Source organism: Paraburkholderia acidiphila (genome assembly GCF_009789655.1).
Taxonomy (GTDB): Bacteria; Pseudomonadota; Gammaproteobacteria; order Burkholderiales; family Burkholderiaceae; genus Paraburkholderia; species Paraburkholderia acidiphila.
The window spans coordinates 1,640,233-1,665,504 of sequence record NZ_CP046910.1 but is presented as its reverse complement, the minus strand read 5'-3'; the positions used below and the strand labels follow the sequence as shown (position 1 = coordinate 1,665,504).

21 protein-coding genes and 1 tRNA gene are annotated in these 25,272 nt (G+C 61.7%); 17 read left to right on the top strand and 5 right to left on the bottom strand.

The window, feature by feature from the left end:
- The first annotated feature begins 33 nt into the window (after window positions 1-33).
- Entirely contained in the window at window positions 34-840 is an 807-nt protein-coding gene (folE2, locus tag FAZ97_RS21955) for a GTP cyclohydrolase FolE2 (protein WP_158760509.1), read from the top strand.
- Between the two features lie 76 nt (window positions 841-916).
- Here the strand turns inward: folE2 and tsaD are convergent, their stop codons facing one another.
- Window positions 917-1,945, bottom strand: coding sequence for a tRNA (adenosine(37)-N6)-threonylcarbamoyltransferase complex transferase subunit TsaD (gene tsaD / locus FAZ97_RS21950; RefSeq protein WP_158760508.1), 1,029 nt, complete (start codon window positions 1,943-1,945; stop codon window positions 917-919).
- A gap of 169 nt (window positions 1,946-2,114) precedes the next feature.
- Between tsaD and FAZ97_RS21945 the strand changes: the two genes are divergently transcribed.
- The 5 genes from FAZ97_RS21945 to dnaG all read left to right on the top strand — a co-directional run bounded on the left by FAZ97_RS21945 (window position 2,115) and on the right by dnaG (window position 7,449).
- Window positions 2,115-3,335, top strand: a complete 1,221-nt coding sequence (locus FAZ97_RS21945; RefSeq protein ID WP_158760507.1) for a BaiN/RdsA family NAD(P)/FAD-dependent oxidoreductase — start codon at window positions 2,115-2,117, stop codon at window positions 3,333-3,335.
- A gap of 113 nt (window positions 3,336-3,448) precedes the next feature.
- Window positions 3,449-4,438 carry a universal stress protein gene (locus tag FAZ97_RS21940; protein ID WP_158760506.1) on the top strand — a complete coding sequence of 330 codons (990 nt, stop codon included), beginning with the start codon at window positions 3,449-3,451 and terminating at the stop codon, window positions 4,436-4,438.
- 142 nt (window positions 4,439-4,580) lie between these two features.
- Window positions 4,581-4,793 carry a 30S ribosomal protein S21 gene (rpsU, locus tag FAZ97_RS21935; protein WP_013434742.1) on the top strand — a complete coding sequence of 71 codons (213 nt, stop codon included), beginning with the start codon at window positions 4,581-4,583 and terminating at the stop codon, window positions 4,791-4,793.
- 206 nt (window positions 4,794-4,999) lie between these two features.
- A complete protein-coding gene (locus tag FAZ97_RS21930) occupies window positions 5,000-5,446 on the top strand; it encodes a GatB/YqeY domain-containing protein (protein ID WP_158760505.1) in 447 nt (148 codons plus the stop codon).
- A 122-nt stretch (window positions 5,447-5,568) separates the two neighbouring features.
- Window positions 5,569-7,449: a DNA primase gene (gene dnaG / locus FAZ97_RS21925; protein WP_158760504.1), complete on the top strand. Its 1,881-nt coding sequence runs from the start codon at window positions 5,569-5,571 to the stop codon at window positions 7,447-7,449.
- A 21-nt stretch (window positions 7,450-7,470) separates the two neighbouring features.
- Here the strand turns inward: dnaG and FAZ97_RS35255 are convergent, their stop codons facing one another.
- Complete coding sequence (locus FAZ97_RS35255; protein ID WP_199272171.1) at window positions 7,471-7,710, bottom strand: hypothetical protein; 240 nt, start codon at window positions 7,708-7,710, stop codon at window positions 7,471-7,473.
- Between FAZ97_RS35255 and rpoD the strand changes: the two genes are divergently transcribed.
- Both rpoD and FAZ97_RS21915 read left to right on the top strand, forming a co-directional pair.
- Window positions 7,592-10,000, top strand: coding sequence for an RNA polymerase sigma factor RpoD (gene rpoD / locus FAZ97_RS21920; RefSeq protein ID WP_158760503.1), 2,409 nt, complete (start codon window positions 7,592-7,594; stop codon window positions 9,998-10,000). The genes FAZ97_RS35255 and rpoD overlap by 119 nt on opposite strands.
- Before the next feature lie 166 nt (window positions 10,001-10,166).
- Window positions 10,167-10,254 (top strand) — tRNA-Ile (locus tag FAZ97_RS21915).
- Between the two features lie 84 nt (window positions 10,255-10,338).
- Here FAZ97_RS21915 and FAZ97_RS21910 read toward each other — a convergent pair.
- Complete coding sequence (locus FAZ97_RS21910; RefSeq protein ID WP_233271732.1) at window positions 10,339-11,607, bottom strand: zinc-dependent alcohol dehydrogenase; 1,269 nt, start codon at window positions 11,605-11,607, stop codon at window positions 10,339-10,341.
- A 14-nt stretch (window positions 11,608-11,621) separates the two neighbouring features.
- Window positions 11,622-12,635 (bottom strand): class I SAM-dependent methyltransferase, encoded by a 1,014-nt coding sequence (locus FAZ97_RS21905; protein WP_158760502.1) that lies wholly within the window; start codon window positions 12,633-12,635, stop codon window positions 11,622-11,624.
- A 477-nt stretch (window positions 12,636-13,112) separates the two neighbouring features.
- Between FAZ97_RS21905 and FAZ97_RS21900 the strand changes: the two genes are divergently transcribed.
- The 8 genes from FAZ97_RS21900 (at window position 13,113) to FAZ97_RS21865 (ending at window position 23,893) form a co-directional block, all read left to right on the top strand.
- Window positions 13,113-15,158: a hypothetical protein gene (locus FAZ97_RS21900; RefSeq protein WP_158760501.1), complete on the top strand. Its 2,046-nt coding sequence runs from the start codon at window positions 13,113-13,115 to the stop codon at window positions 15,156-15,158.
- A 756-nt stretch (window positions 15,159-15,914) separates the two neighbouring features.
- The gene (locus FAZ97_RS21895; RefSeq protein WP_158760500.1) at window positions 15,915-17,627 is read left to right on the top strand and encodes a M30 family zinc metallopeptidase; all 1,713 of its coding nucleotides are present in this window, start codon (window positions 15,915-15,917) and stop codon (window positions 17,625-17,627) included.
- 121 nt (window positions 17,628-17,748) lie between these two features.
- Entirely contained in the window at window positions 17,749-18,060 is a 312-nt protein-coding gene (locus FAZ97_RS21890) for a hypothetical protein (protein WP_158760499.1), read from the top strand.
- Between the two features lie 383 nt (window positions 18,061-18,443).
- Window positions 18,444-19,604, top strand: a complete 1,161-nt coding sequence (locus tag FAZ97_RS21885; RefSeq protein WP_158760498.1) for a CaiB/BaiF CoA transferase family protein — start codon at window positions 18,444-18,446, stop codon at window positions 19,602-19,604.
- 119 nt (window positions 19,605-19,723) lie between these two features.
- On the top strand, window positions 19,724-21,025 hold the full coding sequence (locus FAZ97_RS21880) for a CitMHS family transporter (protein WP_158760497.1): 1,302 nt from the start codon (window positions 19,724-19,726) through the stop codon (window positions 21,023-21,025).
- 35 nt (window positions 21,026-21,060) lie between these two features.
- Window positions 21,061-22,227 carry an acyl-CoA dehydrogenase family protein gene (locus tag FAZ97_RS21875; RefSeq protein ID WP_158760496.1) on the top strand — a complete coding sequence of 389 codons (1,167 nt, stop codon included), beginning with the start codon at window positions 21,061-21,063 and terminating at the stop codon, window positions 22,225-22,227.
- Window positions 22,228-22,272: 45 nt separating this feature from the next.
- Window positions 22,273-23,025, top strand: coding sequence for an IclR family transcriptional regulator (locus tag FAZ97_RS21870; protein WP_158760495.1), 753 nt, complete (start codon window positions 22,273-22,275; stop codon window positions 23,023-23,025).
- Window positions 23,026-23,152: 127 nt separating this feature from the next.
- Complete coding sequence (locus FAZ97_RS21865) at window positions 23,153-23,893, top strand: SDR family oxidoreductase (RefSeq protein ID WP_158760494.1); 741 nt, start codon at window positions 23,153-23,155, stop codon at window positions 23,891-23,893.
- Window positions 23,894-23,930: 37 nt separating this feature from the next.
- Here FAZ97_RS21865 and FAZ97_RS21860 read toward each other — a convergent pair whose 3' ends face one another.
- On the bottom strand, window positions 23,931-24,500 hold the full coding sequence (locus FAZ97_RS21860) for a TetR/AcrR family transcriptional regulator (RefSeq protein ID WP_158760493.1): 570 nt from the start codon (window positions 24,498-24,500) through the stop codon (window positions 23,931-23,933).
- Between the two features lie 139 nt (window positions 24,501-24,639).
- Here FAZ97_RS21860 and FAZ97_RS21855 point away from each other — a divergent pair, with 139 nt between their 5' ends.
- On the top strand, window positions 24,640-25,227 hold the full coding sequence (locus FAZ97_RS21855) for a 2-hydroxychromene-2-carboxylate isomerase (RefSeq protein WP_158760492.1): 588 nt from the start codon (window positions 24,640-24,642) through the stop codon (window positions 25,225-25,227).
- The last annotated feature ends 45 nt before the right edge of the window (window positions 25,228-25,272 follow it).

Here is a 25,272-nt window from a genome sequence, read left to right as displayed (position 1 = left end):
GCGCCGCACTCGGCGCGGCTTGAGGATAAGAACATGAATCAGATGAACCCGGCTTTCGTGATGCCGGACGTCCAAAGCTCCGTCGATACCCGTCAGATCGTGATCCAGCGCGTGGGCGTGAAGGCCGTGCGCCATCCGCTCACGGTGAAGACGGGCGCGGGCGACGTTCAGCCGAGCGTCGGCATGTGGAACCTCGACGTTCATCTGCCGGCAGATCAGAAGGGCACGCACATGTCGCGCTTCGTCGCGCTGCTCGAAGAGAACAAGGCGCCGCTCGAGCCCGCCACGTTCCGCGCGATGCTGGCTTCGATGCTCACGAAGCTCGAATCGCAGGCAGGCCGTATTGAAGTGACGTTCCCGTACTTCGTGAAGAAGGTCGCGCCGGTGTCGGGCGTGGAAAGTCTGCTGGACTACGAAGTGACGCTCACGGGCGACGTGCGCAACGGTCAAACGCGCCTCTTCCTCAAGGTGCTCGTGCCCGTGACGAGCCTGTGCCCGTGCTCGAAGAAGATCTCGCAATATGGCGCGCACAACCAGCGCTCGCACGTGACGATGAACGTCGAGTTCGAAGGCGATCTGCCGGTTGAGGACCTCATTCGCATTGCAGAAGAAGAGGCGTCGTGCGAACTGTGGGGCCTGCTCAAGCGCCCGGACGAAAAGTTCGTGACCGAGCGCGCGTATGAAAACCCCAAGTTCGTCGAGGACCTCGTGCGCGACGTGGCCGTGCGCCTGAACGCCGACTCGCGCGTGAGCGCCTATACGCTCGAAGCCGAGAACTTCGAGTCGATCCACAATCACAGCGCCTACGCCGTGATCGAGCATGACAAGCGCGTGGCGTAAAACTCGCCGCCTGGTTGCGCCGTCAACAAAAAAGCCGCCCTTGGGCGGCTTTTTTACTTCTGCGGCGGCAAGCGCATTACTGCTGCGCGAGCGACGTCAGATCCCAGCGCGGCTTCACCGTGAACGCATAGTCGCGCGTGGCTTGCTCGGGCCAGCGCTGCAGGCGCAGCGCGCCGGCGAGCGCGATCATCGCGCCGTTGTCGGTGCACAGCGACAAATCGGGGTAATGCACCTCGAAGCCACGCTTTTGCGCCGCCGCCGAAAGCGTCTCGCGCAACTGCTTGTTCGCGCCCACGCCGCCCGCCACCACGAGGCGCTTCATCTTCGTGCGCTTGAGCGCGGCGAGCGACTTCGCGGCCAGTACCTCGACGGCGGCATCGACGAAACCGCGCGCGATGTCGGCCTTGCCCTGTTCGCAGATGTTCGTGCCGAGCTTCTTCACTTGCGTGAGCACGGCCGTCTTGAGTCCGCTGAAGCTGAAGTCGAGATCGCCCGAATGCAGCATCGGGCGTGGCAGTTCGATCGCGCCGGGCGTGCCGAACTCCGCGAGGCGCGAGACTTCCGGACCGCCCGGATAGCCGAGACCAAGCAGCTTGGCCGTTTTGTCGAAGGCTTCGCCCGCGGCGTCGTCGAGCGTCTCGCCGAGGGTTTCGTAGACGCCCACGTCGGTTACGCGCATCAGTTGCGTATGGCCGCCCGACACCAGCAGCGCGACGAACGGAAATGGCGGCGGCGCGTCGACCAGCAGCGGCGACAGCAAGTGCCCTTCGAGATGGTGAATGCCCACGGTCGGGCGATTCCAGGCCATGGCGAGCGCATTGGCGATGCTCGCGCCCACGAGCAGCGCGCCCGCGAGGCCGGGGCCCTGCGTGAAGGCGATCGCGTCGATGTCGCTTTTCGCCGCGCCACTCTTCGCGAGCACTTCCTCGAGCAACGGCAGCGCACGGCGGATATGGTCGCGCGAGGCGAGTTCCGGCACGACGCCGCCGTACTCGCGGTGCATGGCGATCTGCGAGTGCAGCGCGTGCGCGAGCAGGCCGCGCTCGCTGTCGTAGAGCGCGAGGCCGGTTTCGTCGCAGGAGCTTTCGATGCCGAGAACAAGCATGATGTGGGGCGCGGCGATGGTTTCACGCGGGATGAACCGCTAAAAACCGTCGCTAAATCAAGAATTAAGAGAACATAAAAGTATAGCAGCGCGCGTGAAAGCCGGCTGAGGGCGGCAAGCGGAGCCCGGCGCGGACAAGCCCCGCTGCCGCGCAGGTAGAATGCGCGCCATGGAATCTTTCGACATCGCCGTGATCGGCGCAGGGGCGGCCGGCATGATGTGCGCGGCGGTGGCGGGCCAGCAGGGCGCTCGCGTGGCTCTGATCGACCACGCGCCGCGCCTCGCGGAAAAAATCCGCATTTCGGGCGGCGGGCGCTGCAACTTCACGAACCTGCACGCGAGTCCGGTCAACTATCTCTCGAACAACCCGCATTTCTGCCGTTCGGCGCTCGCGCGCTACACGCCGCGTGACTTCCTCGCGCTGCTGCGCCAGCATCGCGTGACCTGGCACGAAAAACACAAGGGCCAGCTTTTCTGCGACCAGTCGAGCGAGGCGATCATCGAGGTCCTGCGCGCCGAATGCGACGCCGGCCGCGTGGCGTGGCGCCGGCCGCTGCCGGTGGAGGCGGTGAGCCAGACCGGCGGAGCGGGCTTCACGCTCGGCACGCCGCAGGGCGAGATTCACGCGAAAGCGCTCGTGATCGCGACGGGCGGCCTGTCGATCCCGAAGATCGGCGCGACCGACTTCGCGTATCGCGTTGCCAGGCAGTTCGGCCACAAGCTCATCGACACGCGCCCGGCGCTCGTGCCGCTCACGTTCGCGCAGGACGAGTGGGCGCCCTACGTGCCGCTCGCGGGCGTCTCGCTCGACGTGCATGTGGCAACGGGCGAGCGCAAGACTGGCGGCGCCTTCGACGAAGACCTGCTTTTCACGCACCGCGGCCTTTCCGGTCCCGGCGTCCTGCAGATTTCGAGCTTCTGGCAGCCGGGCCAGCCGATCCGCGTGAATCTGCTGCCCGAACAGGATCCGGCGGCGGCGCTGATCGAGGCCAAGGGCGCGACGAAACGCCAGATCGGCAATCTGCTCGCCGAATGGGTGCCGGCGCGGCTCGCGCATGTGTGGCTGGAGGCGCATCAGGTGAAGGCCGACGCGCGTATTGCCGATCTGCCCGACAAAACGCTGCGCAAGATCGGCGAAGGGCTCGCCCAGTGGACGCTCACGCCCACGGGAACAGAAGGCTACAAGAAGGCCGAAGTCACGCGCGGCGGCGTGGACACGCGCGAGCTTTCCTCGGCGACGCTGATGAGCCAGCGCGTGCCGGGCCTCTACTTCGTGGGTGAAGCCGTGGACGTAACGGGCTGGCTCGGCGGCTACAACTTCCAGTGGGCGTGGGCCTCGGGCGTCGCGGCCGGGGAGGCTGCCGCGCAATATTCGCTGAGCGCAGCCTGACTTTCTGATCGATACGGACTGCCGAATCTCTCTCACGGTTGACCGCTGTCATGGTTGGCTGGGCGCCCGAGGTTCACGCTTGAATGCCTGACCACGAGGAAAAGGTACGAAACGTGAATCGAGAAGAACAGCAGAACATTGGGACACTCCGCGGGTCGCTGGGTGGACCGCTGCGGCGAATCATGATCGCGGTGGACGATTCGGCGGCGTCGACACAGGCACTGCGCTTTGCGTCGCGCGTGGTGCCGCGCGACGCCCAGGTGCGTATCGTGTGCGCAGCCGAACAGCCACGCGCGTGGAATGCGGGCGGCGCTTACACCGCGGGCGACGCGTGGATGACCGACGCGCTCAGCGTCGCGCGCGGCGAGTCTCTCCACGCAGCCGAGCGCACGCTCGAGCAGGCGATGACGGCGTTCAACGGGCAAGTGGCCCTGGTCGAAGGACAGGTGATCGGTCTCCCTGCCGAGACAGGCGCGGTCATGCCGGCGCTCGCCGATGCGGCGCGTGACTGGCAGGCCGACATGCTGATCGTCGGCACGCGGCATCAGGGGCGCATGAAGCGCTGGGTCGACGGCTCGGTTTCGGGCGCGCTCGCGGTTTGCGCGCCCTGTCCGCTGCTGGTCGTGCCCGTGGAGTACGACGAAACGCGCGCTAACGCGCCGCTCGCCCGCATCCTCCTGGCAACGGACGGCAGTCCGGCCTCGGCGCAAGCGATCGGCGCGGCAGTGCGGCTGGCCGGCCCGCAAACGGCGTTGCGCGCGGTTTATGTCGTGGACCGCAGCAGTATCGCCGGCGACCCGGTGCCGGGTTCGGTGCTCGAAGATGCGCTCGCCGAACTTGGCCGCAAGGCGCTTGCCGGCGCACACGAGCAACTCGACGCGTCGGGGAGCGTCTATGAAACGGCGCTCGTGGCCACCGCTCGCCTGCGCGACGACATCGCCCACACGGTTTTGCGCGACGCGCAGGACTGGCAAGCCGATCTCGTCGCGCTGGGCACACAGGGGCGGCGGGGCGTCGCGCGCTGGCTGCTCGGCAGCGTGGCGCAGCGCGCCATCGAGATCACACATGTGCCGCTGCTGCTCGTCGGGCCGGGCGTTGCCTGATGCCCCGCAGCCCCGCCAGGGAAGGCTCCGGGCGCTTTTGCCCCGTCGCCCGGAATTGGGGTTTCCCCCCAAGCAGGCACGCGATGCGCAAATCCGGAACTGCTATACTCAATCCTCTTTACCCCCGATCCGTTATTGGAAAATGACGACCATCCGCGTAAAAGAAAACGAACCCTTTGAAGTCGCCATGCGCCGCTTCAAGCGCACGATCGAGAAGAACGGTCTGTTGACCGAACTTCGCGCGCGCGAGTTCTACGAGAAGCCTACGGCTGAACGCAAGCGCAAGAAGGCGGCGGCGGTGAAGCGCCACTTCAAGCGTCTGCGCAGCCAGATGTTGCCGAAGAAGCTGTACTGATTCCGGCGTCGCCGTGGCGCGTGAACTTCGGGTCACTTTCGCGGCGACGTGGACAGCCGGTCCGCGGCTTTGGGTTATCTAGCGCAACGCGGCCGCCGCTGTCCTCTGGTGTGGTCGCAACCATGTCGAATTTGCGCCAACCCGCCTGGAAGCGTTTCCAGGCGGGTTTTTGCATTCCAGCAACCCCAACGTATTTCAGGTGAGTGATGAGTCTCAAAGACCAGATCAACGACGACATGAAAACCGCGATGCGCGCGCGCGAAAGCGAGCGCCTCGCCACGATTCGTCTGCTGCTCGCCGCCATCAAGCAACGTGAAGTCGACGACCGCGTGACGCTCGACGACGCCGGCATCACGGCCGTCATCGACAAGATGATCAAGCAGCGCAAGGACTCGATCAGCCAGTTCGAGGCCGCGGGCCGCACCGATCTCGTCGATAAGGAAGCTGCCGAGCTGACCGTCCTGGCCGCCTACATGCCCGCGCAGCTCTCGGATGCCGAGATCGCCGCCGAAGTGCAGGCCGCCGTCGCCCAGGTGGGCGCAGCCGGCCCGCAGGACATGGGCAAGGTGATGGGCGTGCTCAAGCCGAAGCTCGCCGGGCGCGCCGACATGACGGCCGTTTCCGGGCTCGTCAAAGCCGCGCTCACGAAGTAAGCGCAACCGGTTCGCACGCGGCGCCGGCCCGGCCCAGGGGCGACGCCGCGAGGCCCGTACGTCACGGCTATGTCACGTATTCGGGCCGCGCGAGCCCTGGTTGCCCAAGCGCGTACGCTTCGATGATTCCGCATTCGTTCCTGCAAGACCTGCTGAACCGCGTCGATATCGTCGACGTGGTGGGTCGCTACGTGCAGCTCAAGAAGGGCGGCGCGAACTTCATGGGCTTGTGTCCGTTCCACAACGAGAAGAGCCCCTCGTTCACGGTTAGTCCAACCAAGCAGTTCTATCACTGCTTCGGCTGTGGGGCGCACGGCACCGCCATCGGCTTCCTCATGGAGCACGCGGGGCTGACGTTCCCTGAAGCCGTCGAACAACTCGCCCAGTCGGTCGGCCTGAGCGTGCCGCAAGAGCCTTCGCCCCTGCGCGGCGGGGGCGGCGGAGCCGGCGCGGCCGGTGGCTATGCGCCGGCTGTCTCGAAGGCCGTGACCACCGCGCTTTCCGACGTCATGCAGACCGCTTGCGACTACTACCGCAAGCAGCTGCGCAGCGCGACCAACGCCATTCAGTACCTCAAGAAACGCGGCCTCACGGGCGAAATCGCCGCGCGTTTCGGCCTCGGCTACGCGCCGGATGGATGGCAGAACCTCGAAACCGCGTTTACCCAGTATCGCGACGACGCGCTGGTGGAGGCGGGCCTCGTCATCGTCAGCGAGAAGCAGGACGCGCAAGGCCAGTCGCGCCGGTACGACCGCTTCCGCGACCGCGTGATGTTCCCGATCCGCAACGTGAAGGGTCAGGTCATCGGATTTGGCGGCCGCGTGCTGGACGGCGGCGAGCCCAAGTATTTGAATTCCCCGGAAACGCCGCTATTTAACAAGGGCAGCGAACTGTACGGGTTATTCGAGGCGCGCCTCGCGATCCGGGAACAGCGCTATGTTCTGGTGGTGGAGGGGTATATGGACGTCGTCGCGCTCGCGCAGCTGGGTTTCCAGAACGCGGTGGCGACGCTCGGCACCGCGTGCACGCCGATCCACGTGCAGAAGCTCATGCGTCAGACCGACACGGTGATCTTCAGCTTCGACGGCGACTCGGCGGGCCGCCGCGCCGCGCGGCGCGCGCTCGATGCGTGCCTGCCGCACGCGGCCGACAACCGCACGATCCGCTTCCTCTTCCTGCCCCAGGAGCACGACCCGGACAGCTACGTGCGCGAATTCGGCGCCGAGGCCTTCGCTGAGCAGGTCGAGCGGGCCATGCCGCTGTCCCAGTTCATGCTCAACGAGGTGCTGGCGGACAAGGAGCTGGACCAGCCGGAAGGGCGCGCCCGGGCGCTGTTCGACGCGAAACCGCTGTTGCAGGCGCTGCCGGCGAATGCCCTGCGGGCGCAGATCATGCACATGTTCGCGGACCGCCTGGACGTGCCGTTCGAGGAAGTGGCCGCCTTGTGCGAAGTCGACGCGCGCATCGCCCAGGCGGCGCGCCAGGCGCCTGCACGCAAGGACCGGCACCTTGTGACCGGTATCGAGCGCAAGGCGCTGCGCAACCTCGTGATGCACCCGCGCATCGCCTCGCAGCTCGACGAAGAGGCCGAAAAGGCGCTGATTGGACTGACGCGCCACGGCGAGCTGTTCGAGGAAGTGACCACTCACGCGCGGGCACTGGGCGACGCGGCGGAGTTTCAGCTGCTTTCGGACCTGCTGAGAAATGGGGCCAATGCTCCAACCTTCGAGGAGATTTTTCGCGAAATTCTGGACTATGATGAAAACGTTCGGGATTTGCTGATGAAAAATCCGGAAGATGGCGCAGCGATAGAGGAGCGCCGCGAGCAGGAGCGGCTCGTGAGCGAAGAATTGACGGCGGCAATCCTGAAGATGCGGTACGACGCCTGTTGCGAGCGGCTGGACGCGCTTTCGCGGCAATCGCGCCATACGCCTGAGGAACTTGCCGAATTGATGTCACTGAATCAGACGCGAGCTGACATGAAACGTCAGCTCGGTTTGTAAGGGAAGGACCGCACAGGGGGATTATTGACCTGCGTGGTAAAATAACAGGTTTTCAGCGGTTTGTTTTTGTTTTTTCCGGGCGGACATAATGGGTTGGGGTAACCCATGAATGTTCAGTTTTCCAGCAAGGGGCGGAATGGCAATGGCAAAGACTACAGGCGGAAAAAAGGCAACCGGCAAGGGCTCGACGGAGCCGACCAGCGAGGTCACAGAGGCCGCAGTTGCCAGTTCTTCCGCCCGGTCGTCGGGCAGTGAGTCCACCAACCGTTCTGAACCGGCTACCCGGAAGAGGTCGATGACTGTTTCGGCTGCGCGAGCAGCGCCTGCACGTGCGGCGAAAGCCGTGACGCAGCCGGCAACGAAGCGGTCCGGTTCGAGAAGTGCAAGGGAAGTGCCTGCCGTCGAGGACGATGCGGCAGAGCGCGAGGCTCAAGCATCCACGGTTCACGAGGCTGTTGTCCAGCAGCCGCGAGTCGAGACACTAGCCGGTACGGCGAACTCCATGACGAAAAAGCTGAATGAAGTACCCGTCGATGACGACGCAAACCAGAGCGAAGACAGCACCCCCGCCGCGGGCAAGGTCGAAAAGACCACCCGCGCGCGCGACCGGCGAGCGAAGGAGAAGGCGCTGCTGAAAGACGCGTTCGCGTCGTCGCAGCCCGGCACCGTCGAGGAGCTCGAAGAGCGCCGCACGAAACTGCGTGCGCTCATCAAGCTCGGCAAGGAGCGCGGCTTCCTCACCTATGCGGAAATCAACGATCACCTCCCGGACAACTTCACGGAAACCGAGGCGATCGAAGGCATCATCAGCACGTTCAACGACATGGGCGTGGCTGTCTACGAGCAGGCCCCCGACGCCGAAACGCTGCTGCTCAACGACAACGCGCCGAACGCCTCTTCGGACGACGAAGTGGAAGAGGAAGCGGAAGTCGCGCTGTCCACCGTCGATTCCGAATTTGGCCGCACGACCGACCCGGTGCGTATGTACATGCGCGAAATGGGCACGGTCGAGCTGCTCACGCGCGAAGGCGAAATCGAAATCGCCAAGCGCATTGAAGATGGCCTCAAGCACATGGTCATGGCGATCTCCGCCTGCCCGACCACGATTGCCGACATCCTCGCCATGGCCGAGCGCGTGGCGAACGACGAGATTCGCGTGGATGAACTCGTCGACGGCCTGATCGATCCCAACGCCGAAGACACCGACGGCTTCAACGCCAAGGAAGCGGAAGAGATCGAGAACGAGGACGAAGAGGAAGAAGCCGAAGAGGAAGAAGAAGAGGAGGAGGAAGAGGACGACGGCGCGGCGCAGGCGACGGCCAACGCGGCGCAGCTCGAAGCCCTCAAGCGTGCCTCGCTCGAAAAGTTCGCCCTCATCAGCGAATGGTTCGACAAGATGCGCCGGGCGTTCGAGAAGGAAGGCTACAAGTCGAAGTCCTACCTCAAGGCGCAGGAAACGATCCAGAACGAGCTGATGTCGATCCGCTTCACGGCGCGTACCGTCGAGCGTCTGTGCGACACGCTACGCGCGCAGGTGGACGAAGTGCGCCAGGTCGAACGCCAGATTCTTCACACGGTCGTGGACAAGTGCGGCATGCCGCGCTCGGAGTTCATCGCGCGTTTCCCGGGCAATGAAACCGATCTCGAGTGGTCCGAGAAGATCGTTGGCGAAAGCCATGCCTATAGCGGCATTCTCTCGCGCAACATCCCGGCTATTCGCGAACAGCAGCAGCGCCTGCTCGATCTGCAGGCGCGCGTGGTGCTGCCGCTCAAGGACTTGAAGGAAACCAACCGCCAGATGGCGGCCGGCGAACTGAAGGCGCGCCAGGCGAAGCGCGAGATGACCGAGGCGAACCTGCGTCTCGTGATCTCGATCGCGAAGAAGTACACCAACCGCGGCCTGCAATTCCTCGACCTGATCCAGGAAGGCAACATCGGGCTGATGAAGGCGGTGGACAAGTTCGAATATCGTCGCGGCTACAAGTTCTCGACCTACGCGACGTGGTGGATCCGCCAGGCCATCACGCGCTCGATCGCGGACCAGGCACGCACGATCCGCATTCCGGTTCACATGATCGAGACGATCAACAAGATGAACCGCATTTCGCGGCAGATCCTGCAGGAAACCGGTCTCGAACCGGATCCGGCAACGCTCGCCGAGAAGATGGAAATGCCGGAGGACAAGATCCGCAAGATCATGAAGATCGCGAAGGAACCGATCTCCATGGAAACGCCGATCGGCGACGACGACGATTCGCATCTGGGCGACTTCATCGAGGACAACAACACGGTGGCGCCGGCCGATGCCGCGCTGCATGCCTCGATGCGCGACGTGGTGAAGGACGTGCTCGACTCGCTCACGCCGCGCGAAGCGAAGGTGCTGCGCATGCGCTTTGGTATCGAGATGAGCACCGATCACACGCTCGAAGAAGTGGGCAAGCAGTTCGACGTAACGCGCGAGCGGATTCGCCAGATCGAAGCGAAGGCGTTGCGCAAGCTGCGCCATCCGAGCCGTTCGGACAAGCTCAAGTCGTTCCTTGAAGGAAATTGAGCCTGGTTAGTTTTAATGCACAGAAGTCGTGTGCAAGTTGGCCAGGTCGACCCGCTTTCGTGTAGTATGTCGGCCTGTCGTCGAAAAGCCCGGCCTTTGGGTAGACCGGGCTTTTTTGTTGACACGTCATCGTTGTTTCGTTTGTCGCTACGCTTCGTAGCTTCGTGGGCCGGACGCCGTGTTGGTTGCAGGCAGCGGACTCATAATCCGCCTCCGAAAGGACGTCGTGGGTTCGAACCCCACCCGGCCCACCAAGGGTTTCAGCGATTTTGAAATCCTGAAACCATCTCCGCAGAACCCTATTTTCCTACTGGTTCACCGGACGATCGCTAGAGGCATTACGGTCGAATCTGAACCTTCAATGCGCCAGAACGCTTGTCATCCGCAGTAGCAAAGGCACGAGCCGCGTCAGCAATCGGGAACTCATGCGTGATCAGCTTGCGAAGCTGCTCGCCTTTACGCGCGAGAAGGTCGATGGCGATTTCGAAGTCGTGTTTCCCGTCCAGATACCCGTAGCAGTTGGAAAACTGAAACGTAAGCTCCTTCGTTAGGGGTGGGAAGACCTCCACGCCTTTGAAGCCAGGATCGAATCCACCGGCGATCGCTACTGTCCCCAGGGGCCGAACGAACCTGCATGCTTGATCGATCGTCGGTTGCGTTCCTCCAACGGCCTCAATCACAAAATCGGCGCCGTAAGGGTTCGCTTGCAAGACTCGGTTAATGGCCGCGCCGAGGTCCGCGGGGAGAGCATCGTCTGCGCCAATTGCCTTCGCTATCTCCCCCTGAAAGGCATGCTTTGCGACGACGAATACATGCGACGCACCGGCGTCGATTGCCGCAGCGGCTGCGCTTAGGCCGATTGCTCCGGCACCGATCACGACACCAGTCGTGCCGGGCTTGACGCCTGCCCGACGCACGGCGTGAATGCCAACAGCAAGTGGTTCGACCAGCGCGCCAAGGGAGTCGTCAACCGAGTCTGGCAGATTGAATGTCGCCGAGTCCTTTACACGCACGTACTCTGCGAAACCGCCGGAGCGAAAGGGAAGCGCCTTGTTGATGCAGTGAAATGGCTGCCCGCTGACGCAGTATTCGCATGTTCCGCACATGGCGTTCACGAACGAGTCCGCTGTGACGCGTTGTCCGATACGCGCCGAGGGTACACCTTCACCCACTTCGACAATGATGCCGGCGTATTCGTGACCATGCGGGCGGTCGTGCTTGCTCGCATCTTTTCGGTACGCGTGCAAGTCAGTTCCGCAGATTCCTGCGGCCCCGACCTTGATTACGACCGTTCCAGGCAGCGCCTCTGGTCTATTGATCTTGACGACGTCGATTTCGCGAAGGCCAAGGTGAATTGCAGCGAGCATTGGCGCGCCGCAATCCGATTGCGTCGGTGATGCTGGTTGAGGAGCTAGTGACGCAAGCGAAAGCCCCGCTTCAACCAGGCGCGGAAGTCGATTTATCCGAAATTCGTCCGACCCCATAAGGCCCTTGACGAGATCCAGTGTGTTGTAGACGCTCTCCATCCAATGCTCCGCAGCGCCGGGTTCAGCCGGGCGCCCGAGCAAGAGTAAATATGCGGATTCCACGTCCTGTTTGGTAATCACGAAGATCTCCCAGCCTATTGAGTTAAGGGCGGCAGCGATTTCAGGAACGCATGCAGATCGAAGCCATCGACATATTGGTCGGCTGTGAAATTAGAGAACTCGACGTTGCGTCGCCTGAGGGAGCGAGGTGCGATTGCGCGAAGCGCTGCACGGTAGATGTCGGCGTGCGATTCGTATGCGCAAAGTAGTTTATTTTCGATGAAAGCTACGGGGCGCAGCTTCGTTTGGCCGTCAAAGTAGCGCACCGCGCCGGTGACGATCCCAGGCCAGTCGGGATTCAGGATGTCATCTATCGCGACGATACCGTACGGCGCAAGGGTCGACTCAGCCAAGCGAAGGTCATTCAGGAAAACGTCATGGGTATGCCCCCCATCGACCGAAAAGAACCGCACCCGCTGGCCGTCCGGCATGAGTTCGTCCGCAGTGACATCGAGTGAGGAACGCTTGAATATCAACAGTTCAGGGCGCGGCGCATAGGTCGACATGGTCTTTACAAACACGTCTTGTGTTAGTGCGCGAAGAGGCGCTTCAAATCCGGCTTCGCCATATCCGGCAATGTCTTCGTTTTGATCCTGATCTTCAAAAAGGTCGACCGCGATGACTTTCTCATCCGGTAGAGCCGACGTCGCCAGGCCAGCGACGTACTTGCCATGGTAGACACCGATTTCCGCGATATTTCCACGGTAGCCATTACGCACCTGAAATTGTGCGAGGGCGGCCGAGACGTACGCACTGCTAGGCAGGACCATGCCCTCGATGACAGGCAGATTCCTTAGCCAGCTAACCAAGTTCGGCTCTGGGTACACGCCAAACCTGGCAGCGACTTCTTCGTTAGAAGGTATGGTCGATGACGGCGATATCGCGCGATTGAATACGCCGAGTGCGAACTCCTGGGAACCGAGAATCCCGTTCACGAGTTCGTCAGGGTAGGTGCAACGTTCCAGCCAACGGTTGATTGCCTCTTCACCTTCGGGTTCTCGACGCAAAAGCAGTTGGTAAGCAGCTACAACATCATGCTTTGTAATCACGAGGATCGCTCCTGATGGGGTCGTTGGTCGCGACGGCATTGTAGCCTGGTGTATTAATCTGGAATGATTGTTTCCAGTTTGTAATATTTGGGTGGGTGCCCCCCATTCGGCGCCGTCCGATGCGTTGCGAGCCTCGGCGTGAACCCAGCGTCCGCCCGCTGCTTTGGTCCGTCACCGATAACAACAATGAACATGCCTGAGAGCGACTCGAGCGTTGAGACATTCACACGCGGTCATATGATTGCCTTGAACACGACGCGTGCGCTTGGCATTGCCCGCCTGCTCGTGCCAATCCTGGTAGCGTCGCCGCGCTGCCATGCCGCGCGCAATGGCCTCTCCGGCTTCATCGTTTGCTTCGGGTTGTGCTACCGAGCCAAATATATGCGCCTCGCAGTTTCGGCGTGTTGCGGTACCATGAGCCGCTTTCGCCAATGGTGATCAACAAAGCAAGCGCGTCTTAACAATCGAACTGGAACAATGGCTGAAGATATACGTCTGGTAGTTTGGGATCTCGACGAGACTTTCTGGAAGGGTACGCTGACCGAAGGCGGAATCGAGTACGTCGACTCGCATCATGCAATCGTCGTCGAACTTGCTCGGCGCGGCATTATGAGTTCTGTGTGCTCAAAAAATGATCCCGATCCGGTCATGAAAATACTGGATGAACGGGGCGCTTCCCGCTATTTCATTTTTCCGGACATTTCATGGAACCCAAAAGGGCCTCGCCTCAAAGATTTGATAGCGCGTGTGCAATTGCGTCCGGAAACGGTGCTGTTTATCGATGACAACCCCAGCAACCGATCTGAAGCCCTGGCAATGGTGCCGGGTATCCAGGTTGCCGACGAGCGCATCATCGGCACGCTTTTGAGCAACCCGCGAACGCAAGGCAAAGACGATTCGAGCTTTTCGCGGCTCCAGCAGTACAAGTCGCTCGAGAAGAAGGCTCAGGATCAGAAGACGTCAGGCGGCAGCAATGAAGCTTTTTTGCGGGCCAGCCACATCCGGGTCGAAATCGACTATGACGTCGAAGCGCATATCGAGCGAGCGATCGAACTGATCAATAGAACGAATCAGCTTAATTTCACGAAGCTTAGGCTGCCCGAAGATCTTGCTGCCGCGAAGCGGGAACTACGTGAACAGATCTGTCCGTTCGATCGTCACGCTGGCGTCGTGCGTGTCGTCGATAATTACGGCGATTACGGCATCATCGGCTTCTTTCTCGTTGACGCGAACAAGGCGACGAAAGGCGACACGGTCAACGCGAGCCTTGTCCACTTCTGTTTCTCGTGCCGAACCTTGGGGATGGGCGTCGAGAAATGGGTCTACGAAAAATTGGGACGGCCGGATCTGACTGTCGTGGGCGACGTCGTTTCGGATCTTTTCGGCAGTGAGCCGATCGACTGGATCAATCAGGATGGAGCAGTAGGTTCGGATCGACCAGCCGACGGCGGTCAAAAGCTGGAATCCGTGGTTGTTTATGGCGGTTGCGAGGCCGAACCGCTTGCGCTCTACATGAAGGCGCTGTCCAGGCAAGTGCGCTCGATCGGCCATTTTGCGGCTGGCGGATTGTATTTGCGTATGAACAGCGCGCGCGTGGCACTGGGCGTCTTAAACCGAACGGAGCACGAGTTTGCTTCGGATGCGCAGGCTATGGGGTTGCCGCAAAAAATATTGTGCGACAACTTCTTCGCAGCGGCTACCGCCGGTACCGTCTTTGTTTTCAATTTCAATATCGACATCAATCCACATTACGCGCTGAGGCACAAGAAGTTTGGCTGGGAACTGCTTGTCGAACCGCGTTTCCTGCCGCATACGAGCCTGCTGGGATTATCGGAAGAAGCGTGCCGGGCGCATATGGAGCAGTGTGCTGGAGCCTATTCTGCCGACATGCAGGAACAGGTCGTAGCGGCATGGCAGTACGCTATGGAAACATATGAGGTCGTCTTGAAGGACTCTCAACTCGAACATATTGCCGATTTGCGTTGCCTGCTTGACAGTATTCCCCAGCATTGCAAGGCGGTCGTGGTGGTGAACCATGACAAAGTGCGTTCGTCGATGAGCGGGGAGAACACTGTTTCTAATCCGGCGGTTTTGTCCTATTTGGCAGCCGTGCGCGAATTGACGAGTCGATATGACTATGCGGCGGTCGTCTCAGTGTCCGAGATCATCGAAGATGTTTCTGATTTGCAGGAAGGCGGCCATTACGCGCGACACGTCTATCAGAAGGTCGCGCGGCGCATTGCTGAACTCACAAGGTTGTCGGTCGGACGTACGGAACCGCCTGTGCGTCAGCCTTGGATCGATGCGCGGCACCAGTTCTATCTCGACGCGGCGGGTGCGAAGCAGTCCGCTGCGACGGCCGTAGACGCTGCATACCAGGCGCTTCTGGGCCGAGCCCCAGATGCCGACGCCCGCGCCCGCGCAATCGATGAACTCGTTAGCAAGAGGCTTCGATTTGAAGACCTTCTAAAAGCCATTTTGAATTCCGGCGAGTTTGCGCAAAGGCGATTGACGAGCGTTTGATGGGCGATGCGTACGCGCAGATCCCGCCGGGATCGTTCGGGAGAAGCCACACCGCGGTATTTGTGACGTGCTGACGCAAAAGGCTTCGCGCTTGATGGCTTCGCATCGATTGCGAAGCCGTATTCGCCCAGGTATTTGACTGACGGCGCCGCCGAAAGGATGTCGCTGCGCAACCCCCTCTCCATTGCGCAATCCCTCCTGTCTCTCCTGTCTGGTCGTCCGATCGTCTTCCACAGTATCCGCAGCCCATGCGGACCTCATGTTCCGTCGTGCTTCGGGTTCTTGCGCACGCGCGCGTGGGTTCGATCCGCTCTCGCCGTCTTGCCCTCAGCTCAAGGTGTCACATAAATATGGCCCTAAAGTTTGTTTCCATACATCCGTAATATCGGCGTTGGCGTGCTGAAAACGTGAGCGATAGTCATCCGTTCGATGCGTGCCGCATATTTCGACCTGCTCGACGCGTTGGTGATGACGAAAAGGGCCTTCGTGCATCTTCCGCGGCAGCGTTGCATTCTCAAACACAAGCAAAGGACATTCGCGACCCACTCAACAATCCGGCAGGCAAGGCGGTACACGGAAGGCCGAAGCGCTGGCTGACGTGTGGCCGCGGGGAAACTTGGCAAAGACTCAAGGCACCCTGAGAGACCGTTTTATCAGGAGCCGTTATTCACCTTGCTGGACCGGCAAGAAAACGAAGGCTTCCTGTAGACGGGTAAGAACACTTCAAGTCGGCAAAGAACCGGCTACGGGGAACATATGCGTAACCAACGCTTCAAGACGATATCTGCAGTTAGCACGACAATCGCGCTCGCAGTGGCGCTCGCCGCTTGCGGCGGCGGTGGTGGCGACACCTCCACTACCTCGACGAACACCACCACGAACACGCCGGTTACCTCGGCTCCCGGGACGGCGACGCCAACAGCGGATGGTCAACTGCATGCGGCGTGCACGAACTGCGGCGCGTCGGACGACCAGACCTATTCGGGCAGCGGTGTCGGCGTATGGCAGGCGCTCAATTCGAGCGCGCAAAACGACACCGTCACCATTGCACTCAAGAATGTGACAGGCAAGAACGTGTCCCTCGTCTTCACCAACGAAGGCACGACTTCGCAGACCATGCAGTCGATTCCCGTCACGCAGAGCATGATTAGCGGGCCCAGCATGAGCCAGATGGCGCAAGCGGAGCAGGCCGCAGCCAGCAACTCGGAGTCGCCGCAGATGAGGGCGATTCATGAGTTCAACGAGAATGGCTGGGTTAGCCTCGCGACCCGGCAGACCAGCGCGGTGACACAGCGCAACATGCTGAGCGCAGCGGCTTCGCAGATCGTCGGCGTGGGCGCGACGCGCTCGTTCTGGCTTGCTGACGGCACCACCCGGGCGACGACGCTCGAAGCACAGTCGCAGACGTCCGACGGCACGACGGTCAACATCTGGGTTCAGACCAGCGAATACACGTCGTCGAAGGTGACGCCGCAAATCGTCGCGCAGTTGATGCAGAAGTACGCGGGTTCGGGCGGCGTCTATGACATCGACACGAGCATCGGCGGTCCGTTCTGGGGGGCGGGCTTGTACAGCGGCGTGATTGCCCCGACCGGCCAGCCGATTGACCTGGTGGTGGTGAACCTCACGCCGGACGGACAGCCATTCGGCCTCGTCGGTTACTACTATTCGCTGAACAATTTCACGAACGCGGGTACTGGCCAAACCGCGACGAGCAACGCGGACCTGTCGCTCTACCTGGACTCGGAAACGCTGTATCTGGGCGGCACAGCGGGCATTCAGGCAATGCAGACGACCATGGCGCACGAAAGCCTGCACATGCAGAACTTTTATCGCCGCGGCATGCTGATGGGCGACCAGTATCGGTACGCCACGTGGCTCGAAGAAATGACGGCCATGATGATGGAGGACTGGGCGAGCTTCAAGCTCGACTCGACGTACAACTCGGTGCGCGACAACCGCTTCCCGCAATACCAGACCTACAACGGCCATGGCAGCTATCTGTGCGGGCTGACCACATGGGACCCGATGGACACGGGATGCGACAGCTACTCGACCAATGGTTCGTTCGGTGGCTTCCTGAATCGCCAGCTGGGCCTGGACTTCTACAAGGCGCTGCTGAACGACAAGAGCTCGACGGACTCGTTGGCGGTGCTTAACGATGCCATCCGCCAGTTCCGTTCGGGGTCGAGTGTCCAGCAGGAGTTGCGTCACTTCACGGCGGCCGCGGGCTCGCAGATTCCGCTCGGCGCCAACATGGCGGACTATTCATTTCCGGCCCGCACGGATAGTGGCTTCACGCTGCCCGCCATTGACCCCTCGCTTGGCCAACAAGACTTCCCGGCGTCTTCGCCGAGTGTCCTGCTCGGCATGGCCAGTTTGCCGGTAGTCCGTTCTCACGTGTCGGCCTCGTATCAAGAGACGGTGACGGTGCCGCCGGGGACGACACTCACGGTGGTCGTTCACTAAGGCAACCTAAGCTTCGACCCCAAGCCGCCTCGTTGCTGAGGCGGCTTTTTTCATTCATCATCCTGGTGAGCCGGCTGGCTAACCGGTCGGGCTCTTCAGTCAGAAACGGATTCGGACTATCGTGCTGAAGAAAATCGCTTTTGCTACTACGTTGCTCTGCGCCGGGTGCGCTGGCGCAGTCCTTGCGGGCAACCCCCAACCGGGCGATATCGTTGACCTTCACGGCCGGCTTGTTTTGCGTGGCAACGAGCCGTTCGTCTATCCCGTCGTTTATGACGACACGGGGCGCATCTGGACGCTCAAAGGCATCAGCCGGCCCGACGCAGCGAAACTACAAAACCATATCGTGCGGGTGAACGCCAAAGTGACATCTGACGATACCTCCGGACCTTCAGCGCAGGTTCAGTCCATCTCGGTCGACGACCCCAGGTAGCGCCCATCCCGGCAACGTGCGCCACCCGGCATTGGCGCACGCATTCGCGATCCTCGAGGCCTTGAGGCATCGAAGCGGCGGGCCTTTGCGCCTCACTCGCACAATCGACCCTTTTATACGCTCATGCGCATGCGAGCCCGCTCTTGCCGCCGCACCAGGGACATTCCTGGGGTAGCTTTTGGGGATCCAACTTGACCTCTCATATTCCTGTGTGTGAATATTCATTCATGCACAGGAATATGAATCCGTGCAGCCACGTTGACCCGGCACGGGCGACGGCGTAACGGTTATTTAGTGTCGATACGTGTGGGCAGCTCACCAGCCGGCCGCGGTATGGGCAATTGCGTGCCTTCTATTTCAATCAATCAGTAGTGCAGATGAAAATGGCCACTCCCTCATCTCCGGCAGCTGGATCGCTGCATGGCTTGCGCGTTGTAGACCTGTCCCGTGTTCTCGGCGGCCCATACTGCACGCAGATCCTTGCCGACCACGGCGCGGAAGTCATCAAGATCGAGCCGCCTGGCGGCGACGAAACGCGCGGCTGGGGGCCGCCCTTCGACGGCGAGACCGCTTCGTACTTCCAGGGCGTCAATCGCAACAAGCTGGGCGTCGTGCTGGATCTCACCCAGCCGGCGGAGCGCGAGCGGCTGCTCGCGCTGCTCGAAACGGCTGACGTGCTGGTGGAAAACTTCAAGGTCGGCACGCTCGAGCGATGGGGGCTGGGTTACGACACCGTGCTGGCCGCGCGCTTTCCGCGGCTCGTGCATTGCCGCGTGTCGGGCTTCGGCGCTGACGGCCCGCTTGGCGCGTTGCCGGGCTACGACGCGGCGATTCAGGCGATGACCGGTCTCATGAGCGTGAACGGGGAGGCAGGCGGTGCGCCGCTGCGCATCGGCGTGCCGATCGTCGATCTCGTGACGGGACTCAATGCGGCCCTCGGCGTGCTGATGGCGTTGCGCGAGCGCGAGGTGAGCGGGCGGGGCCAGTTCGTCGAATCGACGCTGTTCGATTGCGCGCTCTCGATCCTGCACCCGCACACGCCCAATTACTTTTACTCGGGCAATGAGCCGCAGCGCACCGGTAACGCCCATCCGAACATTACGCCTTACGACATGTTCCACACCGGCAGCGGTGATATCTTTCTCGCGGTCGGCAACAACACGCAGTTCGGGGCGCTCTGCCGACTGATCGATGCGCCGCACCTCGCCGACGACCCACGCTTTGCCGACAATCGCTCGCGCAGCCAGCACCGTACCGACCTGCGCGCAGCACTCGAACAACACTTCGCCGGCTGGGATGGCCCACAGCTGGCCGACATGCTCGTGCGCCACGGCGTGCCATGTGCACCGGTACTTGGCGTAGGTGCGGCGCTCGCGCATCCCCACGTCGACCATCGCGCAATGAAGGTCGAGATGGGGTCCTACCGTGGAATCGCGTCGCCGATCAAGCTGGGCCGCACACCGGCCACCTACCGAAGCGCGCCGCCGGCGCTCGATGAACACGCGGCACGGGTATTCGGCGAGCCATCGCGCAAGAAGGCATAGCCGGCTGATCGGCAAGCCATCCAATAGAACCACGACAGCGGCATACGCAACGCCGCGCAGGAGACAGGAATGACACCTGGCAAGCAGACGGGAAGCATGGCGCACACGGGGACCGGATCATGCTCGCGCTAACCGGTACGCTCGCGATCATCGCTCTTTTCACGCTGATCATCACGAAGCGGCTTTCGCCTCTAGTCGCCCTGATCGCCGTGCCCATCGTCGCCGCGCTCGCTGCGGGATTCGGTCTCTCCACGGCGAAGTTCATCGTTCACGGGGTACAGAACATCGGCCCGGTCGCCGGGATGTTCGTATTTGCGATACTTTTCTTCGGCATCCTGACTGATGCGGGGATGCTCGATCCGATCATCAACGGCGTGTTGCGCGTGGTGGGTTGCCATCCGCCGCGCATTGTGATGGGTTCCGCGCTGCTTGCGCTACTCATCCACCTCGACGGTTCGGGCGCGGTTACGTTCCTCGTCACACTGCCCGCAATGATGCCGCTCTATACCCGCCTCGGACTCGATCGCCGCATTCTCGCGTGTGTCGCCTCCATGGCGGCAGGCGTCAACTTCCTCCCCTGGGTCGGGCCCATGCTGCGCGCTTCAGCGGCCCTGCATATTCCGGGCACCGTCATTTTCTATCCGATGATTCCCGTGCAGATAGTCGGCCTGGTTTTCGTGTTCGGCACGGCATACATGCTGGGCAAGCGCGAGGAAAAGCGTCTCGGTCTCACACGCGAACATGCCGCCGGCATCGCCGCCACCCCGCGCGTGCTCACGCCGGAGGAACTCGCGCTGCGCCGGCCAGAGCGCTTCTGGATCAACCTCGTGCTGACTCTCGTCGTGCTCGTGACGCTCGTGTCGGGCATTGTCGATCCCATGGTGATGTTCATGATCGGCACCGTGCTGGCGCTCGTCATCAACTACCCAGATGTGAACCAGCAGCGCGAACGTGTCGACGCCCATGCGAAAGCGGCCCTGATGATGGCGAGCGTGTTGCTCGCTGCGGGTGCTTTCACCGGCATCATGACCGGAACCGGCATGCTCAATGCGATGGCCGAAGTCGTTGTGCGCCATGTGCCAGCCGATCACGCGCGCCATATGCCATTCGTGCTGGGACTCGTTTCAATGCCGCTCAGCCTGTTATTCGATCCCGACTCGTTTTACTTCGGCATCCTTCCAGTTTTGGCGAAGAGCGGGGAACTGCTGGGCGTGCCACCCGTGCAGATGGCCCAGGCGGCGCTCCTCGGTCAGATGACTACCGGTTTTCCCGTTAGCCCACTCACACCAGCAACGTTCCTGATCGTCGGCCTGACGGGCGTGGAACTGGCCGAGCATCAGAAGTTCACGATTCCATTCCTGTTTGCCGCCACGGTGCTGATGGTGTTCACCGCAGTCCTGGTGGGCGTGTTCCCGCTCTAGTACCGCTTTTGTTTATGTTTTGAGAGGAGGTCCGTATGAATTTCAACCTCAATGAAGACCAGCAGTCGATTGTCGCTGCAATCGAAAAGATCTGCGAACGATTCGACGACGGCTACTGGCTCGAACGCGACCGCGAAGGCGGATTTCCGCACGACTTTCACCGCGCACTCGCCGATGCTGGCTGGCTTGGCATTGCGATGTCGCCGGACTACGGCGGCTCCGGGCTCGGCATGACCGAAGCGGCGCTGATGATGCGCACCATCAGCGCTTCCGGCGCGGGGCTTTCGGGCGCGTCGGCTGTGCATATGAATATCTTCGGACTCAATCCGGTACAGGTGTTCGGCAACGAAGCGCAGAAGCAGCGATTTCTGCCGCCCCTCATCGAGGGCAGCGACAAAGCCTGTTTCGCCGTGACCGAACCCGACGCTGGCCTGGACACGACGCACCTGAAAACGCAGGCCGTGCGCAACGGCGATCACTACGTGCTCACTGGCCGCAAGATCTGGATCTCGACCGCACAGGTCGCGAACAAGATGCTGATCATCGCGCGCACGACGCCACTGGACCAGGTGGCGAAGCCGACCGACGGCCTGAGTCTTTTTTATACCGACCTCGACCGCACGCGAGTCGAAGTCCGCGAGATCGAGAAGATGGGCCGCAAGGCGGTCGATTCGAACATGCTTTTCATCGACGGTTTGCGCGTGCCGGTGGACGACCGCATTGGGGAGGAGGGCAAGGGCTTCCACTATCTGCTGCATGGTCTGAATCCGGAGCGCATCCTGATCGCCTCGGAAGCGGTGGGGCTCGGCCAGGCGGCGCTGCGCCACGCGACGCAGTACGCGAAGGACCGTGTCGTGTTTGGACGTCCCATTGGGCAGAACCAGGCCATCCAGCATCCGCTCGCGCAGGCGTGGATGGCACTCGAGGCCGCGAACCTGATGGTGATGAAGGCCGCCACGCTATACGACGCGGGCGAGCCGTGCGGCGCAGAAGCCAACGCCGGGAAATATCTTGCTGCCGAAGCGGCATTCCAGGCTTGCCAGACGGCCATTGCAACCTTGGGGGGGATGGGCTACGCGAAGGAATACCACGTCGAACGCTATCTGCGGGAGTGTATGATTCCAAGGCTCGCGCCCGTCAGCCCGCAAATGATCATGTGCTTCATCGCGGAAAAGGTGCTCGGGCTGCCGAAGTCTTACTGAACACCGCAAGGGGCGGCGCGCCGCCTTGCGACCACTGCCCGATCCATGGACGTCAAACTCGTTGCCCGCACGCTCGACCTGTTCGAACTCTTCGCCGCCGAACAGAGGCCATTGGCGCTCGCCGAAATGGCGCGGCTTCTGGAGGTGCCCGCGTCGAGTTGCCTCGCGCTTGCGCGCACGCTCGTGAGCCGCGGCTATCTGTACGAAGTGCGCAAGCGGGGAGGCTACTATCCGACGCGGCGTCTGCAACTGCTCGCCAACGCGATCAATGCCGTCGATCCGGTGGTCCAGATGTTGCATCCCCGTCTTGTCGAGCTGCGCGACGCGACAGGCGAAACCATCGTGCTTGGCAAGATCCACGGCACGCAGGTCATTTATCTCGACGTGGTCGAATCGGAGAAGGCGGTGCGCTATGCATGCGTGCCCGGCTCATTGCGCCCGTTGCATGCGAACTCGATCGGCAAGGTGATTTGCGGCGAACTCGATGCGCCGACGCGCGACGCCCTCTGCGCAAAACTTCATTTCGAGCGATTCACCGGCGCGACGGTCGCCGATCGCACCACGTTCATCGATCAGGTTAGCGCTGCGCATGAGCGCGGCTGGTATGCGAACATCGGCGAGAGTGCGCCCGAGCTTTCGGCGGTGGCCGTTGCCCTCGATTTCGGCGGCGACCTGTACGGACTCTCGATTGGCGGCCCGACCGAGCGAATCCGCGAGCAACTGAGCGAGCACGTGGCAACACTGACCACCGCGAAACAGCAGATTCTCTTGACCTGGCAAAAGAGCGACGCGGACTGAGTTTCGCTTTTCTGCGTAATATCCTTACCGAACGTTCACGCCGCTGCAGCCAAAACCCTGGTTGACAAGGGTCGACCGTTTAATTAACGTACGTTAACTAAACGATCGTTCGCTAACAGGAGACAGCATGCAGTCCGACAAGGTGCAACCGAAAGTCGTGCTGGTGATTGGGGCAGGAGATGCAACTGGGGGCGCGATCGCATCGCGATTCGCCCGCGAGGGCTACATCGCCTGTGTGAGCCGCCGCTCGGCAGACAAGCTGGAGCCGCTGGTCGCACGTATTCGCGAGGCCGGCGGTGAGGCCTACGGGTATGGCAGCGACGCGCGCAAGGAAGAGGATGTCGTGGCGTTGATCGAGCGCGTCGAAGCCGAGCACGGTCCGATCGAGGTCATGGTATTCAACATTGGTGCGAACGTGCCCTGCAGCATTCTGGAAGAGACGGCGCGCAAGTACTTCAAGATCTGGGAGATGGCCTGCTTCAGCGCATTTCTCAACGGCCGCGAGGTGGCGAAGCGGATGGTTGCGCGAGGGCGCGGGACGATTCTCTTCACGGGCGCGACGGCAAGCGTGAGGGGCGCGGCGGATTTCGGCGCATTTGCGGGCGCCAAGCATGCGCTTCGGGCGCTTGCGCAAAGCATGGCCCGGGAACTGGGGCCGCGCAACGTTCACGTCGCCCACGTCATTGTCGACGGCGCCATCGATACCGACTTTATTCGCACGAATTTCCCGGAACGCTACGCCTTGAAGGAAAAGGACGGCATCCTGAATCCGGAGCACATCGCCGAGAACTACTGGTATCTGCACCAGCAGCCCCGCGACGCCTGGACGTTCGAGCTGGATCTGCGTCCGTACATGGAGCGCTGGTAAAAGGCGGACTCCCGAGGGCGCTGCGGAAATGCGAAGACTACTTCAGGGTATCGATATCGAGCGCTTCACCCAGAAGCCGCCGGCTCGACGCGAGAATTTCGCGCCGCGTGCGTTCGCTTTCCACCGTGCGCGCAAGCAGAAGGGCGCCGACACATTGCGCCATGACTGCCCACGCGGTGTCCTTGTCGTCGAGGTGAGCACTCCAGCTCTTCTGGATACGCTTGAGCGCTTTTTCGACTTCCGCTCGCGCGGCGGGCGTGCCTCGCGCGATTTCCGGGCCGATCGCGGGCAGTGCACAGCCCGATTCGGGATGCAGGACGTGATACGTGCTCAGGTAGCTTCTCAGGCGTTTGCCGAGATCGGCTTCGGGCGCGTCATCGCCTACTGCGAGCAGATCGGCGCTGTTGGACGCCTCCTCACCGACGAGGGCGTCGAAGAGCGCCTGCTTGGAAGGGAAATGATTGTAGAACGCGGCGCCTGACAGCCCGATCGACGCCATCAGCGCATCGATACCCGTGGAAGCGAAACCGCCTTCCTTCGCGATGGCGCGGCTGCTGTCGATAAGCCTGCGGCGCGTTTCCTCTTTGTGCGAGCTTGAATAGCGCATGGTGAAGATCTAGTCAGGGTATCGAATGAGAATAGCATAACCTTCGTTCAGTTAACGATCATTTATCAATGACCTTTGCGGGGCATCCGCAGCGAATCGCATCGGTGACCGGAAAGGGCGCATCAGGGGGAACGAGAGGGTGAAAACAGTAGAGTTCTATTTTGACTTCGGAAGCCCGGCGAGCTATCTCGCCTGGACGCAACTGCCGGCCATCGCCGCTCAAAGCGGTGCTGAACTTGTGTATAAGCCGGTCCTGCTGGGAGGTATCCACAAGGCGACGAACAATGCGTCGCCGGCGGCCATACCTTCAAAAGGCGCCTGGATGCAGATCGATCTCGCGCGCTTTGCCCGGCGCTACGGCGTCCAGTACGCCCATAACCCGCACTTCCCGATCAACACGCTGATGCTCATGCGCGCTGCAACCGGTTCGCAGATGCATGACGAGCAACTATTCCTTCGCTATGTCAGCACGGTGTTTCGTGCAATGTGGGAGCAGCCCCGGAACATTGGCGACTTACCGACGCTGCACGCCGTTCTTGAGGAAGCCGGTCTCGATAGCGCGCTCCTGTTCCGGTTTGCGGAGGATCCCGCAGTGAAGGAGCGTCTGAAGCGCGAAACCGAGGCGGCCGTTGCGCGAGGTCTGTTCGGCGCGCCGACGATGTTCGTGGGTGACGAGATGTTCTTTGGGCAAGACCGGCTCGATTTCGTCAAGGAAGCATTGCGATAACCGCACACACTGAATCGGCACAGATCACGGAACATGTGAAGGAGA